The sequence below is a fragment of the Luteimonas panaciterrae genome (assembly GCF_020511115.1).
Lineage (GTDB): Bacteria > Pseudomonadota > Gammaproteobacteria > Xanthomonadales > Xanthomonadaceae > Luteimonas > Luteimonas panaciterrae.
In genome coordinates, this window is sequence record NZ_JAJAVH010000002.1 from 44064 (window position 1) to 62032 (window position 17969).

At 64.2% G+C, this 17969-nt stretch carries 12 protein-coding genes; 8 read left to right on the forward strand and 4 right to left on the reverse strand.

The window, feature by feature from the left end:
- The first annotated feature begins 1 nt into the window (after position 1).
- The 7 genes from LG367_RS04390 (at position 2) to tkt (ending at position 9064) form a co-directional block, all read left to right on the forward strand.
- Positions 2-478 (forward strand): DUF4381 family protein, encoded by a 477-nt coding sequence (locus tag LG367_RS04390; RefSeq protein WP_226468015.1) that lies wholly within the window; start codon positions 2-4, stop codon positions 476-478.
- The gene (locus LG367_RS04395) at positions 475-1494 is read left to right on the forward strand and encodes a vWA domain-containing protein (RefSeq protein WP_226468016.1); all 1020 of its coding nucleotides are present in this window, start codon (positions 475-477) and stop codon (positions 1492-1494) included. Before LG367_RS04390 ends, LG367_RS04395 begins: the two co-directional genes overlap by 4 nt.
- Complete coding sequence (locus tag LG367_RS04400) at positions 1491-3302, forward strand: VWA domain-containing protein (RefSeq protein ID WP_226468017.1); 1812 nt, start codon at positions 1491-1493, stop codon at positions 3300-3302. The genes LG367_RS04395 and LG367_RS04400 overlap by 4 nt, the downstream gene beginning before the upstream one ends.
- Positions 3302-4987 (forward strand): BatD family protein, encoded by a 1686-nt coding sequence (locus LG367_RS04405; RefSeq protein ID WP_226468018.1) that lies wholly within the window; start codon positions 3302-3304, stop codon positions 4985-4987. Before LG367_RS04400 ends, LG367_RS04405 begins: the two co-directional genes overlap by 1 nt.
- 119 nt (positions 4988-5106) lie before the next feature.
- The gene (locus tag LG367_RS04410) at positions 5107-6453 is read left to right on the forward strand and encodes a dicarboxylate/amino acid:cation symporter (RefSeq protein WP_226468019.1); all 1347 of its coding nucleotides are present in this window, start codon (positions 5107-5109) and stop codon (positions 6451-6453) included.
- 114 nt (positions 6454-6567) lie between these two features.
- On the forward strand, positions 6568-6987 hold the full coding sequence (locus LG367_RS04415) for a hypothetical protein (protein WP_226468020.1): 420 nt from the start codon (positions 6568-6570) through the stop codon (positions 6985-6987).
- A 79-nt stretch (positions 6988-7066) separates the two neighbouring features.
- A complete protein-coding gene (gene tkt, locus LG367_RS04420) occupies positions 7067-9064 on the forward strand; it encodes a transketolase (protein ID WP_226468021.1) in 1998 nt (665 codons plus the stop codon).
- A 25-nt stretch (positions 9065-9089) separates the two neighbouring features.
- Here the strand turns inward: tkt and LG367_RS04425 are convergent, their stop codons facing one another.
- Complete coding sequence (locus tag LG367_RS04425; protein WP_226468022.1) at positions 9090-9710, reverse strand: DUF2306 domain-containing protein; 621 nt, start codon at positions 9708-9710, stop codon at positions 9090-9092.
- Positions 9711-10342: 632 nt separating this feature from the next.
- Positions 10343-10765 (reverse strand): Na+:solute symporter, encoded by a 423-nt coding sequence (locus tag LG367_RS04430; RefSeq protein WP_226468023.1) that lies wholly within the window; start codon positions 10763-10765, stop codon positions 10343-10345.
- 218 nt (positions 10766-10983) lie between these two features.
- Here LG367_RS04430 and clpB point away from each other — a divergent pair, with 218 nt between their 5' ends.
- Positions 10984-13569, forward strand: a complete 2586-nt coding sequence (gene clpB / locus LG367_RS04435; protein WP_226468024.1) for an ATP-dependent chaperone ClpB — start codon at positions 10984-10986, stop codon at positions 13567-13569.
- Between the two features lie 40 nt (positions 13570-13609).
- Here the strand turns inward: clpB and ybaL are convergent, their stop codons facing one another.
- Positions 13610-15286 carry a YbaL family putative K(+) efflux transporter gene (ybaL, locus tag LG367_RS04440; RefSeq protein ID WP_226468025.1) on the reverse strand — a complete coding sequence of 559 codons (1677 nt, stop codon included), beginning with the start codon at positions 15284-15286 and terminating at the stop codon, positions 13610-13612.
- A gap of 149 nt (positions 15287-15435) precedes the next feature.
- Complete coding sequence (locus LG367_RS04445; protein WP_226468026.1) at positions 15436-17835, reverse strand: TonB-dependent receptor plug domain-containing protein; 2400 nt, start codon at positions 17833-17835, stop codon at positions 15436-15438.
- Positions 17836-17969 lie beyond the last annotated feature (134 nt).

A 17969-nucleotide genomic window follows, 5' to 3' on the forward strand; every position in this document is an offset into this window, starting at 1 on the left:
GATGCAGTCTTCCGACGGCCTCGTCCTGCGCGAGATCCACCAGCCCGAGGCGCCGCCGTGGTGGCCGCCTGCGCCGGGCTGGTGGCTGGTTGCCGCCGTAGTGATCATTGCCGTCGTAGTGTCGACGCGTCTCTGGTTGCGCCGCAGGCGTCGACGCAAGGCGGCCGTCCGTTTGTTCGACGATGCGTTGCAAGCACACGATGCCGCTTCCGCACGGGTCGCCGCCATTTCGGAACTGCTGCGCCGCGCCGCGCGTCGGAGCGATCCGGCGGCAGACAAGCTCGAAGGCGAAGCCTGGCTGGCCTTTCTCGATGGTCCGTCGAGAAAAAAAGGCCGCGCGGAAAAACCCTTCTCGCAAGGACCGGGACGTCTTCTGCTCGACGGCGGTTTCCGTCGTGATCTCGCCGACGAAGTCGTGCGTGATCTGCTTCCGCTCGCACGCAAGCGCTATCTGGAACTGATGGCGGTGCGCAAGTGAGCGACTGGTTTTCCTTGCCGGAATTCTCCTTCGCCTGGCCCTGGCTGCTGCTGGCGCTGCCGTTGCCCTGGCTGGTGCGGCGCCTGCTGCCGGCACAGCGCAGCGCTTCGGCGGCATTGAAAGTCCCGTATGGCACGCGCCTGGACGCGATTGCGGGTGGCCGCATCGGCGTCGGGCGCGCAGGATTCGCCAATCCGATGCTGTGGCTGGCATGGGCTTTGCTCTGCGTGGCCGCGGCGCGCCCGCAACAGGCGGGCGAGGCCTTGCAGCCGCCGCAGTCCGGGCGCGATCTGATGCTGGCCGTCGACCTGTCCGGCAGCATGGCCGAAGAGGACATGCAGCTCGGCAACGGCGTCGTCGATCGCCTCACCGCGGCGAAAGCGGTGCTGGCGGACTTCCTCGATCGCCGCGCCGGCGATCGCGTCGGCCTGCTGGTGTTCGGACAGCGCGCGTACGCACTCACGCCACTCACGCTCGATCGCGAAAGTGTTCGTCAGCAGCTCGTCGACAGCGTGGTGGGCTTGGCCGGGCAGGAAACCGCCATCGGCGATGCCATTGGCCTCGGCGTCAAGCGTCTGCGCGCGCAGCCCACCGATCAGCGCGTGCTGATCCTGCTCACCGACGGCGTGAGCAATGCCGGCCTGCTCGATCCGATGAAGGCCGCCGAACTCGCGCGTGACGAACATGTGCGCATCCACACCATTGCGTTTGGCAGCGACGGCACGATGTCGGTGTTCGGTTTCCGCCTGCCGGTGCCCGGTGGCGGTGATGACATCGACGAAGCCGGCCTGAAGCGTATCGCCGACATGACCGGTGGCCGCGCCTTCCGCGCACGCGACACCGAACAGCTCGCCGGCATCTACGCCGAGATCGACAAACTCGAACCGGTGATGCGCGCGGGCAAGCGCGTGAGGCCGCAGATCGAGCGTTATCCGTGGCCGCTGACGGCTTCCGTCCTGTGCCTGCTGCTCGCGTTCGCGTGGCCGCGCCGGATGCTGGCGGGAGCGACGGCATGAGCATCGCGGCTTGGCAGGAGGCACTCTCCGCGCTGCACTTCCTGCGGCCCTACTGGCTGTTGGCGTTGCTCGCGTTGCCGCTGCCGGCGTGGTGGTGGTATCGGCAGCGGCGACAGCGCAGCGTCTGGCGCGATGCGGTCGATCCGCATCTGCTGCCGCATCTGCTGGCGGCACGGGAGGGCGCTCGTGGCGCTCTCGGAATGTGGGCGCTGCTGGCGGCATTCGCGCTGGCGGTGCTGGCGCTGGCCGGTCCGAGCTGGCGCAAGAGCGAGCAGCCCTTGCTGCAGAACGAAGCGCCGCTGGTGATCGCGCTCGATCTGTCCAGCGCCACGCTCGCGGCCGATCTGCCGCCCTCGCGCCTGCTGCAGGCGCGCGCGAAGATCGCCACGCTGCTCAAGCAGCGCGCCGGCGGTCAGGTGGCGCTGGTGGCCTTCGCCGGCGATACGCACACGGTCGCGCCGTTGACCGACGATGCGGGCAACCTCGCGTTGTTCCTGGATGCGCTCACGCCGGACATCATGCCGGTGGAGGGCAGCAACGCGGCATCGGCGATCGCCTGGTCCGCGCGACTGATCCGGCAGGCTGGTTACGGCGGCGGCGACATCCTGCTGCTGACCGATCATGCCGATGCCGAAGCACAACAGGCGGCACGCCAGGCACGCGATGCGGGCATGCACGTGTCGGTGCTCGGCCTCGGCAGCGAAGCCGGCAGCGCCTACCGCACGGCGGAAGGGCGCATCGAGCGCACGCGGCTGGATTCGGCTTCACTGCGCGAACTGGCCGACGGCGGTGGCGGTCGCTATCAAGCATTGAGCGCGGACGCGCGCGATCTCGAAGCCCTCGGCGTGTTGCGCCCGCAGGCGGGACGCGAGGCGGTATCGCTGCAAGGCGACAAAGCGAGCGTGTGGAAGGACGACGGCTATTGGCTGCTGCTGCCCTTGCTGCTGCTGATGCTGCCGGCCTTCCGTCGAGGCAGCGTGCTGGCCGCGTTCGTGGTGATGGCGTGGCTGCCGCTGCAGCCCGCGCATGCGGCGGACGATGGCACGCTGTGGCGTCGCGCCGATCAGCGGCAACACGAGAAAATGCGCGAGGGGGTGGATGCGTATCGCAAGCGCGACTACGACAACGCCGAACGCACCTGGAAGGATTTGCCGGGCGCCGACGCCGCCTACAACCGCGGCAACGCGTTCGCGCAGGCAGGCAAATATCAGGATGCGATCGCCGCTTACGACGAGGCCCTGCGTCAACAGCCGGCGATGGCCGACGCGATCGCCAATCGCAAGGCCGTGCTCGAAGAGATGAAGCGAAAACCGCCGCCGCAGCAGCAGAACAAGAACCAGGACAAGCAGCAGAAAAACAATTCCGGCAACGGGCAGTCGAATCCGCAAAACGGCCAGAAAAACGATTCCGACTCGAAGCCCCAGGACGGCGAGCAACAAAACAATCATCCGCAGAACGACAAGCCGTCCCAGGACGATCGTCAGCAACAGCCGCAACCGCAAGGGCAGCAGCCGACACCTCCGTCTCAAGACACGCCATCGCAACCGAAACCCGACGATGCCGAGGCGCAGCGCAAGGCCGATGCCGAGCAGCGCGCACGCATGGAGGAAGCGCTGCGCAAGGCGCAGGAGCAGAAGAACAAGGGCGGTGCGAAAGACGCACAGCAACGCGACGAGACGCCCGCCGAACGCGAGCGCCGCCAGGCCAACGACGCTTGGCTGCGGCGCGTGCCGGATGATCCGGGCGGCCTGCTGCGCGCCAAATTCCGGCTCGAATACGAGCGCCGCCAGGAAACCGGGGAACGCTGATGTCAAGAGGAATGTTGTCGTGGTTGTTGCGATCCCTGCTATGTCTGCTGTTGTCGTGCATGGTTCTGGCCGCGCAGGCGCAGACGCGCGCGTGGATCGACCGCGACAACATCGCCGTTGGCGAAACCACCACGCTCAACATCGAAACCGATGACCTGACCGTCGATTCACCCGATTATTCGCCGCTGCGGCGTGATTTCGCGATCAGCGGCAACACCAGCAGCCGCCAGATCGAGATCGTCAACGGCGAGACCCGCACGCGCATGCTGTACGCGGTTGCGCTGCAACCCAAGCGCGAAGGCGCCCTGACCATTCCCGCATTGAGGATCGGCTCGCGCACCACGCAGCCGCTGGCCTTGAACGTCTCCGCGGTCAGAGTCGCACGCGCGGGCGGACCGGTGTTCATCGAAGCGTCGGCCGACGATCCGGCGCCGTATGTGCAGCAGTCCGTGGGCTACACGGTGCGGCTGTATTACGAAACCCCGCTGATTTCCGGCCAGCTCGACCAGCCGACGCCGGAGGGCGCATCGCTGCAGCGCGTCGGCAGGGATGTGCAATACACCGATCAGGTCGGCGGCAAGCAATACACCGTGGTCGAGCGCCGCTATCTGCTGATCCCCGAGCGCAGCGGCGCGCTCACCGTGCCCGGCGCGCGTTTCCAGGGGCGTGGCTTGGGTGGCTTCTTCGACGATATGTTCGGCGATGGCGAGCGCGAATTGAACACCGCCGGCAATCCGCAACGCCTCAGTGTGCGCCCGATCCCCGCGAACGCGCCGCAACCTTGGCTGCCGCTGCGCGGATTGTCATTGCGTTACCTCAATACGCCGCAGAGCGTGCGTGCGGGCGAAGCGGCGACGGTGATGATCGAAGTGCATGCGGATGGCGCCAACGCCCCGCAGCTTCCTGATCTGCAGTTGCCATCCATCGATGGCGCGCAGGTGTTCGCCGATCCCGTGCAGAGCGACGACACGATCGAGAAGGGACGGCCGCAGACCAGACTGACGCGCAAGTTCTCGATCGTGCCGGCACAGGCCGGGACGCTGCGCGTGCCCGGTCCGCGCATCGTCTGGTGGGATACGAGCGCCGGCATCGCGCGCACCGCGTCGCTGCCCGATCTCAATCTGAGGGTTGGCGGTGGAACACAAGGCGCCAATTCCACGGTGCCGCGAGGTTCCGCCGCGGGCGCGACGGCGATCTCTCCGGCGGCCGGCGATACGAGCATCCCCGGCGCGGAGGCGCATACCCGTCCGTGGGCACTGGCGACAGTGATCTTCGCGGTACTGTGGCTGGTGACGCTGGGATGGGGATTGCACCGTCGCAACGTCACCATCGTGCCGCAGCGTCGTGCCGTGGCGAACGCCGGCCAGGGCGTGGCGACGCCTTCCGCGCCGCGCATCGGCCAGCGCGATTTGAAGCACCTGCTCGATACCGCCGATCTCGGTACCGTCGCGGATGCGTTGTGCATGATGACGCAGCCGCAGGTCGCCGACCTCGATGCCTTGCGGGCAAGGCTCGACGATCCCGCGCAGCAAGCGGCCGTCGAGCAGTTGCAGCGGGCACGCTGGGGTGGTGGAGACGCGGTCGCCGCGCGCGCCGCGTTGCGGAGCGCTTTCGCGTCCGGGCCGCGCTGGAAAACCGTGACCGTCGCGCGGGAAACGGTGTTGCCGCCGCTGTATCCCTCCTGAGGCGATTTCCGCCGCGCGACCCGCCTCTGCCGCCGGAACAAGGCCGCAATGCGGCGCGGGAAGCGCCGGATGAGCTCGGTTTGCTAAGCTGCGGCCGTTTTTCGCCTGCGGAGCCCGTCATGTCAGAACCGAATACGCACGCTGGCGGACATCGCCAGAAAGACGGGCGCATGCAGCTGCATTGGAAGATCGCGATCGGTTTCGTCGTCGGCCTGTTTCTTGGCCTGATCGTGCACTACGGCGTCGGCCCCGAGGCGCAATGGGTGCAGCTGCTGACGAAATACGCGACACAGCCGTTCTCCACGGTCTTCCTCAATCTGATCTTCATGATGATCGTGCCACTGCTGTTCTCGGCACTGGTGGTCGGTGTGTCGGAGATGGGCGACATCGGATCGCTGGGCCGGATCGGCTGGCGCACCTTGCTCTACACCGTACTGCTGTCCGGCGCCGCGGTCGTGCTCGGACTGGTGATGGTGAACCTGTTCCAGCCCGGTGCCGGCGTCGACAAGGCGCTGGCGCAGCAACTGCTCAACGAAGGCGCTGAACGCGCGCAGGCCATCGTCCAGGACAGCAGCAAGAGCGACTCCAGCGGCCTGCACATGCTGCTGTCGATCGTGCCCTCGAACGTGATCGGCGCCGCTTCCGACAACGCCTCGATCCTGGCGCTGATGTTCTTCGCGCTGATGTTCGGCATCGGCATGGTGCTGACCAACTCACCGGCGGTGCAGACGCTCAAGCGCGGCATCGAAGGCTTGTTCGAGATTTCGATGACCCTGATCGGGCTCATCATCCGCCTCGCGCCCTACGCGGTGTTCTGCTTCATGTTCAATCTGGCCGTGCTGTTCGGCTGGGATCTGATGCTGCGGCTTGGCGCCTATGTGCTGGTGGTGTTCTTCGCCCTCGTCATCCATCTGGTGGTGACGTATTCGCTGGCCTTGAAATTCATCGGCGGCTATTCGCCGATCCGCTTCTTCAAGGGCGTGCAGGAGGCGATGCTCGTCGCCTTCTCCACGGCCTCCAGCAACGCCACGTTGCCGGTGTCGCTGCGTCTGGCCGACGAGGCGCTGGGCCTGCCGCGCAAGGTCTCGCGCTTCGTGCTGACGGTCGGCGCCACCGCCAACCAGAACGGCACGGCCCTGTTCGAGGGCGTCACGGTGCTGTTCCTGGCGCAGTTCTTCGGCGTGGAGCTGTCGATCTGGCAGCAGGTGATGGTGATGCTGGTCTGCATCCTCGGCGGCATCGGTACGGCCGGCGTGCCGTCCGGCTCGTTGCCGGTGGTGGCGCTGATCTGCGGGATGGTGGGCGTGCCGCCGGAAGGCATCGGCCTGGTGCTGGGCGTCAACCACTTCCTGGATATGTCGCGCACCGTGGTCAACGTCACCGGCGACCTGGGCATTGCCGCGATGGTCTCCAAGGGCGAGGTCGATGGTCCGAGCCTGGATGATCGCGGTAACAGCATCGGCTAGGACGCCGGTGCATGCGCGTTAAAACCGCGCGGGCCTGGCATGATGGGCGTGTTAATTGCGCGGATGTTTTGAAGCATGGATGTTCTGAGGCATGGACGTTCTGAAGGAGTCGTCATGAAATCGATTTTCTGCGCCGGGCTGCTGGTGGCGCTCCTGCCGTTCGGGCAGGCACGGGCGCAGGAAGGCCAGTGCATGGATCACTACAGCAAGGAAGGCAATATCCTGAAGGGCCGCGCATTCAAGAGCTGGGCCGAATATCCCGGCATTTCCGTCGATGCCGCCTTCAAGAAGCTGCAGCAGGAAGTGGTCAGGCAGGGATTCACGGTCATCAACGCCGACAGGAAGGCGGGCACCATTTCCGCCGATCAAGGCGTGTCCGGCAGCGGAAGGCGGGTACCGTTGAACGTCCTGGTGTCCAAGAACGGCGGCGGTGTTCGCGTCGAAGTGTCGTTTACGCCCGCCGGCGGGTTGTTCGTGGACAGGAAAGGCTTGAAGAAGGGCTTCTGCGACATCCTGGAAGCGCCGGTCAAGTAACGAAATCGCGGCAGGCGACAGGGCATTCCCGAGGTGGGACAATAAGCATCCCACACATTACTCGGCGCCTTGGTTCTCCATGACATCCGCCCCCACTCGCCGCGACCTCGCCAACGCCATCCGTTTCCTCGCCATCGACGCCGTTCAGGCCGCCAACTCCGGCCATCCCGGCATGCCGATGGGCATGGCCGACATCGCCGAAGTGCTGTGGAACGACTACCTCAGCCATAACCCCAACAACCCGAAGTGGTTCAACCGCGACCGCTTCGTGCTCTCCAACGGCCACGGCTCGATGCTGCAGTACGCGCTGCTGCACTTGTCCGGCTACGACCTGCCGCTGGAGGAGATCAAGCATTTCCGCCAGCTGCATTCGAAGACGCCGGGCCATCCGGAGAATTTCGTCACTCCGGGCGTGGAGACCACCACCGGCCCGCTCGGGCAGGGCTTCGCCAACGCCGTCGGCATGGCACTTGCGGAAAAACTGCTCGCGCAGCGCTACAACCGACCTGAATTCGCCATCGTGGACCATCGAACCTGGGTGTTCATGGGCGACGGCTGCATGATGGAAGGCATCTCGCATGAAGCCGCATCGCTGGCCGGCACCTGGGGCCTGGGCAAGCTGGTCGCCTTCTGGGACGACAACCACATCTCCATCGACGGCAATACCGAGGGCTGGTTCACTGACAACACGCCGGAGCGTTTCGAAGCCTACGGCTGGCACGTGATCCGTGGCGTCGACGGGCATGATCCGGATGCGGTGAAGGCGGCGATCGAGCAGACGCTCACGCGCGACGACAAACCGACGCTGATCTGCTGCCGCACCACGATTGGCTTTGGCTCGCCCAACAAGGCCGGCAAGGAATCCGTGCACGGTGCTGCGCTCGGCAAGGACGAAGTCGAGGCCACGCGCAAGGCGCTGAACTGGAACTACGGCCCGTTCGAGATTCCGCAGGACATCCGCGACGCCTGGCGCGCCGGCAACGCCGGCCTCGTGCGCGAGGACCAGTGGAACACCCTTTTCGACAAGTACGCCGCGCGCCATCCCGAGCTCGCCGCGGAACTGACGCGCCGCTCGCATGCCGAGCTGCCGGCGGACTTCGCCGCAGCCGCCGATGCCTATATCGCCAAGCTGCAGGCCGATGGCCAGACCATCGCCTCGCGCAAGGCCTCGCAGATGGCCATCGAGACCTTCGCCCCGCTGCTGCCGGAACTGCTCGGCGGCTCCGCCGACCTTGCCCACTCCAACCTCACGCTGTGGAAGGGTAGCAAGACGGTGGTTGGCGAGGATCCGGCTGCCAACTACGCCTATTACGGCGTGCGCGAATTCGGCATGACCGCGATCAGCAACGGCCTCGCCGTGCATGGCGGTTTCATTCCTTTCGACGCCACCTTCCTCGTCTTCAGCGACTACGCGCGCAACGCCGTGCGCATGAGCGCGCTGATGGGCGCGCATGCGATCCACGTCTACACGCACGATTCGATCGGTCTCGGTGAGGACGGCCCCACGCATCAGCCGATCGAGCATCTCGCGTCCTTGCGCTACATCCCGCACAACGATGTCTGGCGTCCCTGCGACGCCGTGGAATCAGCCGTTTCTTGGCGCGCGGCGATCGAACGCAAGGATGGCCCGAGCTGCCTGATCTTCTCGCGCCAGAACCTGCAGCACCAGCCGCGCAGCGAGGCGCAAGTGGCCGACATCGCCCGCGGCGGATACGTGCTGAAGGATTCGGTCGGCGCGCCTGAGCTGATCCTCATTTCCACCGGCTCCGAAGTCGGCATCACCGTGGAAGCCGCCGCGAAGCTCGGCGACAAGGTGCGCGTGGTGTCGATGCCGTCCACCAACGTCTTCGATCGTCAGAGCGCGGAGTATCGCGAGTCGGTACTGCCCAAGGCCTGCCGCAAGCGTGTCGCCGTGGAAGCGGGCGTCACGGATTTCTGGCGCAAGTACGTCGGTCTCGATGGCGCCGTTGTCGGTATCGACAGCTTTGGCGCCAGCGCGCCGATCGAGGCGTTGATGCCGTACTTCGGCTTCACCGTCGATAAGGTGATTGAGGCTGCGCAGTCATTGAAAGTCTGAAAATCTTTCCTCGCCGAATGCCTAATTAAGCTGAGCCGCGAAGCGGCTTCAGCTCGAATGCATTGTTAGGCAGCCTTGCAAAGTGATGCCGCGACCGAACGAACCACTCGGCGATCAGTAAATTGGGAATCCAGCAAAGCCACGAAATGGCGGGGTATGCGATTGCCATTGGAAAGCCCGCCAGCTGGCTCAAGGGTATGTACAGACGAAGTGTCACGGCCGCAAGCGTGAGCGCATAGCTGCGAATCATCCAGCTTCTATGCCCAACAAGATCGCCTCGTCTGATGAGGCGATAGGCATTCAACGTGCTGCCCACCCAACAGACTGCCAGCAGGCCAAATCCCAGATGAGAAATCAGGCCGCCCATTGAATGCGGCGCCAAGATCAACGCTGCAACCCCGCCCATGGCCGCCGCGAGGATGTACAACCGGCCAAGCCAGCGGTGAGCGCCGATGAAACGGTTTCGAAGCCGGGAATTGAGTTGAAAAGTGTCGGCGATCAGTGCAATCGCTCCGCCCAGAAAATGGGCAAGCGCCGCGACGGGCCAATCCGAAAGAAGGCCACGTACGAATGGCGGGCGAGCCTCGGGTGCGAGTAGCAACATGGAGATCGCATACCCTGCGACGGCCAGCGCAAGCAGGCTCATGATCAGCCACGCGAATGTCCTTTTCCTCATCAATCAACCTCCATTTGCTGCCTGATGCCAGAAATTAAGCCGAGCCGTGAAGCGACTTCGGTTTCAATCAATGGTTGGACGGTAATCCCCAGAAAAACCGTGCTTCTTGCCGCTAGGCACAAGGGTGCCACCAGCGGCCAACGACCTGCCAGAGACGAATGGGAGGGTTACTAAATGCCTACGGGTCAAGCGCGAGGCATCGGATGAAGTCGTTGTCATATTCATGATAGACAAGCAAATCCATCGCTTGCTCGAGTGTCGCGTTGTTTGGTAGTTGGACAACGATGGAATTGGTGGACAGGAGTGCCGATGCTGAATTGCGCATCTCTATCGTGCAATTAGACGTTCAACCTGTGCGAGTTCGCTGGGATCCCGAAACAATACAGTCAGACTGTCACGAGAGTGGAGGCCAATATGATGACCCAGGGCCGCGAAGCGGCTCGGCTTGAGTTGTCAGCCAATGCTTACGCGTTATCGGCCTTCATTTCTTGAGGCCGATACCTCTAGATACATCCCTTCGCGTTGGGCGTCACTGCCTCGTATGAGCTCGTAAGTGATCTCGCCGATGTTGACGATCACGTCGCCATACTCCCTGTTTTGAATTAGGCCGAGCTGCGAGCCGGTTGAGTGTGTTGTTTGCGTTCTTCGACGCGGATGCCTACAGCTCGCAGAATAGTGCCCGTGACAAGCGCTCCAATGATTGAAGATGGAGTTCCCCAAAGAATCACGGCGATGTAGATCATGGATGCGCCGCCTCCGGTATATGGGCGGACGCAATCGGTGTAGTAAGCGAAAAAGAGCCACGGAGCGAACAAGAGGCAGGCACCAACGGCTCTCAAAGGATTTGCGGTCACCAGCGAGAGGATGGCTGGGAGCAAAGGAAGGGATAGAAAGATGCCGAGGGCCCCGAGGAATGACCAGAGGTCGTGTCCGTAGCAAGCAAAGCTGTTGAATGCTTGAATGCTGATGACGCCGGCAATCGCGATGACGCCTGAGAGAATGGCTTTGCGACGTTGAATCAGCATAGGGGCCAGTGCCTGGATTAGTCCGAGCCCCGGAACGGGGCTGGTTCAAATGGTCTACCGCGGCATGCTACTCCAGCACAGCAGGCGCCCGCGGGCCATGGATCAGGTCGCGGAACCGTAAAAAAGGCGGAGGTCGGCGCCGCCTTGAAACCCGCATCGGCACCCGCATTTCAGGAGCATTGCCGGCTCCGCGCCGGCCGATTTCCGAGGCAATCCCGATGCGAATGGACAAACTCACCTCGCGTTTCCAGCAGGCGCTGGCCGACGCGCAGTCGCTGGCCGTGGGCCGCGACCACAACCTGATCGAGCCGGCGCACCTGCTGCTGGCCCTGCTCGACCAGCAGGGCGGCGGGACCCGGCCGCTGCTGACCCAGGCCGGCGTCAACGTGCCCGTGTTGCGTGAGCGGCTGACCGAGGCGCTGGACAAGCTGCCGAAGGTGTCAGGGCAGGCCGGCCAGATTTCCGTCGGCAACGATCTCGGCCGCCTGCTCAACGTGACCGACAAGCTGGCGCAGCAGAAGGGCGATGCCTTCATCGCCTCGGAGCTGTTCGTGCTGGCGGCGCTCGACGACAACGGCGATGCCGGCCGGGCACTGAAGGCGGCGGGCGCCGACAAACGCAAGCTGGAAGCGGCGATCGATGCCATGCGCGGCGGCGAATCGGTGAAGGACGAAAACGCCGAGGACGCGCGGCAGGCGCTGGAGAAATTCACGATCGACCTCACTGCGCGCGCCGAGAGCGGCAAGCTCGATCCGGTGGTCGGTCGCGACGAGGAAATCCGCCGAACGATCCAGGTGCTGCAACGCCGCACCAAGAACAATCCCGTGCTGATCGGCGAGCCTGGCGTCGGCAAGACCGCCATCGTCGAAGGGCTGGCACAACGCATTATCAACAACGAAGTGCCGGAAGGCTTGCGCGGCAAGCGCGTGCTCTCGCTCGACATGGGCGCGCTGATCGCCGGTGCCAAATATCGCGGTGAATTCGAGGAGCGCCTGAAAGCGGTGTTGAACGATCTTGCCAAGAACGAAGGCCAGATCATCCTCTTCATCGACGAGCTGCACACCATGGTCGGCGCCGGCAAGGCGGAAGGCGCCATGGATGCCGGCAACATGCTCAAGCCCGCGCTCGCTCGCGGTGAGCTGCACTGCATCGGCGCGACCACGCTCGACGAGTACCGCAAGTACGTCGAGAAGGACGCGGCACTGGAGCGCCGTTTCCAGAAGGTTTTCGTTGGCGAGCCGAGCGTGGAGGACACCATCGCCATTCTGCGCGGCCTGAAGGAGCGCTATGCCGTGCATCACGGCGTGGAGATCACCGACCCGGCCATCGTCGCCGCGGCCACGCTGTCGCATCGCTACATCAGCGACCGCCAGCTGCCAGACAAGGCCATCGACCTGATGGACGAGGCCGCCTCGCGCATCCGCATGGAGATCGACTCCAAGCCGGAGGAGCTCGACCGCAAGGAGCGCCGTCTGATCCAGCTCAAGATCCAGCGCGAAGCGCTGAAGAAGGAGAAGGACGACGCCTCCAAGCAGCGTCTGGCCGATCTCGAGAAAGAAATCGAAACGCTCGAGCGCGAATACAACGATCTGGAAGAAGTGTGGAAGGCCGAGAAGGCCACGCTGCAGGGCGCGACCAAGATCAAGGAGCAGATCGAGCAGGCCAAGTTGGAACTCGAGGCCGCGCAGCGTCGTCAGGATTACGCCAAGATGAGCGAGATCCAGTACGGCATGCTGCCGGAATTGGAGAAGCAGCTCAAGGCGGCGCAGGAAGCAGAGACGCAGGGCTTCAAGCTGCTGCAGGATCGCGTCACCGCCGAGGAGATCGCCGAGGTCGTGTCGCGCTGGACCGGCATCCCGGTCAGCAAGATGCTCGAAGGCGAGCGCGAGAAGCTGCTGAAGATGGAGGACGCGCTGAAGACGCGTGTCGTCGGTCAGGAAGAAGCGATCCGCGTCGTCTCCGATGCCGTGCGCCGTTCGCGCGCCGGTCTCTCCGATCCGAATCGGCCGAGCGGATCATTCCTGTTCCTTGGCCCGACCGGTGTCGGCAAGACCGAGCTGTGCAAGGCGTTGGCGGAATTCCTGTTCGATAGTTCGGACGCGATGATTCGCATCGACATGAGCGAGTTCATGGAGAAGCACAGCGTCGCCCGTTTGATCGGCGCGCCTCCGGGCTATGTCGGTTACGAGGAAGGCGGTTATCTCACCGAGGCCGTGCGCCGTCGTCCGTACAGCGTGATCCTGCTCGACGAAGTCGAGAAGGCGCATCCGGACGTGTTCAACGTGCTGCTGCAGGTGCTCGACGACGGCCGCCTCACCGATGGTCAGGGCCGCACCGTTGATTTCCGCAATACGGTGATCGTGATGACGTCCAACCTGGGCTCGCATCAGATCCAGGAACTGGCCGGCGACGATTCACCCGAAGCCTATACGCAGATGAAGGCGGCGGTGATGGGCGTGGTGCAGGCGCACTTCCGTCCTGAGTTCATCAACCGCCTCGACGACATCGTCGTGTTCCATCCGCTCGACAAGGTGCAGATCAAGGCGATCGCGAGGATCCAGATGCGCGGCCTGGAGAAGCGGCTGGCCGAGCGCGGGCTGCGCATCACCGTCAGCTACAAGGCGTTCGAACTGCTCGGCAACGTCGGCTTCGATCCGGTCTACGGCGCGCGTCCGCTCAAGCGTGCGATCCAGCAGCAGTTGGAGAATCCGCTGGCGCAGAAGATCCTCGCGGGCGAGTTCGCCAACGGCGACACCGTGCAGGTCGATGCGCAGGGCGGACAACTGGAGTTCGTGAAGGCCTGACGATATCCGGCGACGCCTTCTCTGGTCGAGAAGGCGTCGTTCAGGCGGGATGCGTCCGCAGCTGTCTGTAAGGCGGCGTTGCCATCACCATTTCGGCCAGCGAGTAGGCAAGCTCGCGTTCGGCCAATACCGCGCCATCGGCGCCGTGCGCGAGCAGATGTTTCACTTCGGCATCGCTGTGCGCGCGTGCGAGCACGGTGATCTCCGGGTTCAGCGCCTTGAGTCGCGCGATGGTCTCGCCGGCCTCCAGCGCTTGCGGAATGGCGAACACCGCGAGCTTGGCGCGTTCCGGCGCGGCTTCCAGCAACACGCGCTCGACGGCGGCATTGCCACGGATCGTCGGCATGCCCATCGCGCGCGCATGCGCGACGCGATCGGTTTCGTCCTCGATCACGACGACCGGCACGCCACGTTCCTGCAGCAGCTTGGCGAGCTGGCTGCCCACGCGCCCGAAGCCGACCACGATGGCGTGGTCGACGATGTTGTCCGGCAGCTTCACCGGCTCGTCGACGGGATCGACGGTCTTTGCGGCGTTGCGTGCCTCCCAGCGATCGAGCAGCGTGAACAGGAATGGATTCGCCACGATCGAGAGCAGGGCGCCGGCGAGGATCAGGTCGCGCGCGTTTTCCGTGAGAACTCCCATGTCGACGCCGAGCGAGGCGAGGATGAAGGAGAACTCGCCGATCTGCGACAGGCTCACCGCGATCGTCAGTGCGGTCAGCTTCGGCAGCTTCAGCATGCGCACGATCAGCAGCGCGACCGAGGCATTGCCAAGAATGATGATCGCGAAGGTGGCCAGCACCAGCCAGGGATGATCCACCAGGATCGAGGGATTGAACAGCATGCCCACCGAGACGAAGAACAGCACCGCGAAGGCATCGCGCATCGGCAGCGAATCATTGGCGGCCTTGTGGCCGAACTCCGACTCGTTGAGCAGCATGCCGGCGAAGAACGCGCCGAGTGCGAACGACACGCCGAACAGTTCGGCGGCGCCGAACGCCACGCCCATCGCCAGCGCCAGCACGCACAGGGTGAACAGTTCGCGCGAGCCGGTGCCGGCGACGCGTTCCAGTGTCCACGGGATCGCGCGCTTGCCGACGACGAGCATCACCGCGATGAAGGCGCAGACCTTCAGCAGCGTGAGGCCGAGCGCTGCGAGGATGCTGCCGATTCCCTGGCTTTCGCCGCCATTCATCGCACCGGCCAGGGCGGGCAGCAACACCAGCGCCAGCACCATCGCCAAGTCTTCGACGATCAACCAGCCGATCGCGATGCGGCCGCGGCGTGTCTCCAGCAGCCGCCGTTCTTCGAGCGCGCGCAACACGACCACGGTGCTCGCCACCGAAAGTGCGAGGCCGTAGACGACTCCGTTCATCGCCGGCCAACCCATCGCCAGCGACAGGCCAAGGCCAAGCAATGTCACCACCGTGATTTGCGCGACCGCGCCGGGGATGGCGACGGCCTTTACCTCCATCAGATCCTTCAGCGAGAAATGCAAACCGACCCCGAACATCAGCAGAATCACGCCGATTTCCGCCAATTGCGGCGCCAGCGTCTGATCAGCGACAAAACCGGGTGTGAACGGCCCGGCGATGATGCCCGCGACCAGATAGCCGACTAGTGGTGACAGCCGCAATCGCTGCGCGATCAGCCCCAGCACGAAGGCCAGGACGAAACCGATGCAGAGAATGGCGATGAGGGAAGTGTGGTGCGGCATCGGCGACTCCGTCGTGCGATTACGTCGATGATGACGGGCGCATGCGAATCATGCAAATCCGTCGGTGTGGGGTGTATCCGTAATGACAGAAAAAAGAAACCCCGCGAAGGCGGGGTTTCCATGCGAAACGGGTGACGCGGTGTGTGGCATCACCATTTGTATCCGATCTTGCCGTAGACGTAGGCACCGTTGAAGCCGAAGGGCGAATTGCGCGGATATACCAGCTGGCCGAAGTTGGAGGTCGCGAACATGTACTCGTCCGGATACTCGTCGGTGACGTTGTCGCCGCCGAGCGTGAAGCTCCAGGGGCCGGTCTTGTAGGTCGCGGACAAATCCAGCAGCCATTTCGCGCCGAACGTCTGGTCGAGGGCCGGATTGGTGTTGAGCACGGTGAACTCGCCGTAGCGGGTGAGGCCGGCGGTGAAGTTCCAGTGCTCGCTGGTCCAGTTGCCGCCGAGGAACAGCTTGTCACGCGGGGCGCCCTTGGTGATGCGGCCCTGTTCGACACGTCCGATGCGCTGCAAGTTCAGTCCGCCCGCCGTCAGCTCCGGCGGATTCGGCGCGATCTTCTCGATCGTGGTCTTGTTGTAGTTGTAGCCCAGCGTGAAGTCCAGCTTGCCGGCGTCGAGATTCCAGCTGTAAGTACCGACGATGTCGATGCCCTTGGTGCTGGTGTCGACGGCGTTGGTGAAATAGCGGCCGCCGGTGACGCCGAAGATGCCGCGGTTCTCGAGGAATGCGGTGACTGCGGGGCCGATCAGGTTTTCGGAAAGGATGATGCGATCGTCGATGTCGATGCGATAGGCATCGGCGGTGATGTAGAGATTCTCGATCGGTTGCAGCACCAGTCCGAGGCCGTAGTTGTTCGACTCCTCGGCCTTCAGCGGTTCGGCGCCGAGGGCGATCGCCACCGGATTGTTGACGGCGAAGGTACGCAGGTCGAAGGGAACGCCGCCGATGAAGTTGGTCGCGGTCGACTGGAAGAACTGTTGCTGCAGCGAAGGCGCGCGGAAGCCGGTGGATACGGTGCCGCGCAGCGCCACCTTGTCGGTGAAGGCATAGCGTGCCGAGAGCTTGCCGGTGGTGATGTCGCCGAAGTCGCTGTACTTCTCGTAGCGCGTGGCGAGACCGGCGGAGAACTTCTCGGTCAGGTCCGCTTCCAGGTCGAGGTAGGCGGAGTAGCTGTGACGATCGTGATCGCCGCTGTCACCGGGCGTGAATCCCGGGAACACCTGCGCACCTGGTGCCGCGCGGCCGCCGTTGGGCAGGGGCACCAGTCCGTCGAGATACGAAGCCGGTTCGCCCGCCGTCTGCTTGAAGCGCTCGCCGCGCCACTCGACGCCGAAGGCGAAGGTGAGCGGATACTGCAAGCCCACATCGAAGTTGCGATTGACGTCGAGGTTCAGCACGTTCTGGGTGACGGACAAGGCGCCGGCATAGAAATCACGCGGCGAGGCATTCCCCATGCTGCGGTTGAGGCTGTTCTCGACCTCGAAGCTGAGATGGTTGTAGCCATAGTTGTAGCTGAGATCGACGTTCCAGTCGTCGGCGATCACGCCGCGCATGCCGAGCACGAGGGCGCGGTCCTTGGCGACGTTCCGAATCAATGGCAGGAAGCCGTCGGGATAGATTTCCGGGTTGTTGCGCGCATCGCCTGCGGGGCGGTAGAAGCCGTTGGAGAGCGCGTCGCGATTGCTGGCCGTGCCGAAGGAATAGAAGCTCACGCCTTCGGCGGCGTCGAATTCGGTGTTGTAGGAGACCGCGCCCTGGTCGATCTCGGGATCGCCATAGCGCTGTACGACGCGACCGAACGGCGGCGCGGAAGTCGAATAGGCACCGGTGTAGGGGCGTGCGCGATTAGTGTAGTCCTCGTGCTTGCCTTCCGCGGCGAGATGCAGCTTGCCGCGCTCGCCGGCATAACCGAGACCGATGTCGCCGGTGAGCCCGTACTGCTTGCCGTCGCCGGCACTGTATTGGCCCGCCTGCACAGCGATGCTGCCGCCGGAGCCGCTGCCTTTCAGCACCACGTTGATCACGCCGGCGATGGCATCGGAGCCGTACTGCGCCGAGGCGCCGTCGCGCAGCACTTCGACGCGCTCCACGGCGGCGACCGGAATCGCATTGAGATCGACCGGAGAGGAGCCACGCCCCTGCGTGTCGTTGAGGTTGATCAGCGCGGTGGAGTGGCGGCGCTTGCCGTTGACCAGCACGAGTACCTGATCCGGTGCGAGTCCGCGCAACTGCGCCGGGCGCACGGCGTTGCTGCCATCGCTGATCGCAGGTCGCGGAAAATTGAGCGAGGGCACGGCCCGTGCCAGTGCGGTGGCGAGTTCGCTGCTGCCGGTGGCTTGCAGCGTCTCGGGCGTGATGATGTCAATTGGTGATTGCGATTCGGCGACGGTGCGGTCGCTCACGCGAGTACCGGTGACAACAAGAGTGTCGAGCGTATTGGTGGTCTTGGGCTGGCTTTCGGCGGGGGCTGTCTGGGCCAGTGCGGGGGAGGAAACGAGGGCAAACAACAGTGCTGCTGACAACGGAGTACGGCGCATGGAACGACTCCTGAACAGGGTGGCGTCCCGTGTTTAACACGGCCGTAACAAATGCGTCAATTCGCGCTTGGTCTGGATTTGACCCGAAATGCCCGGAAATGGGACTCCGTTGGATGTTCCACTCCGGACATCGG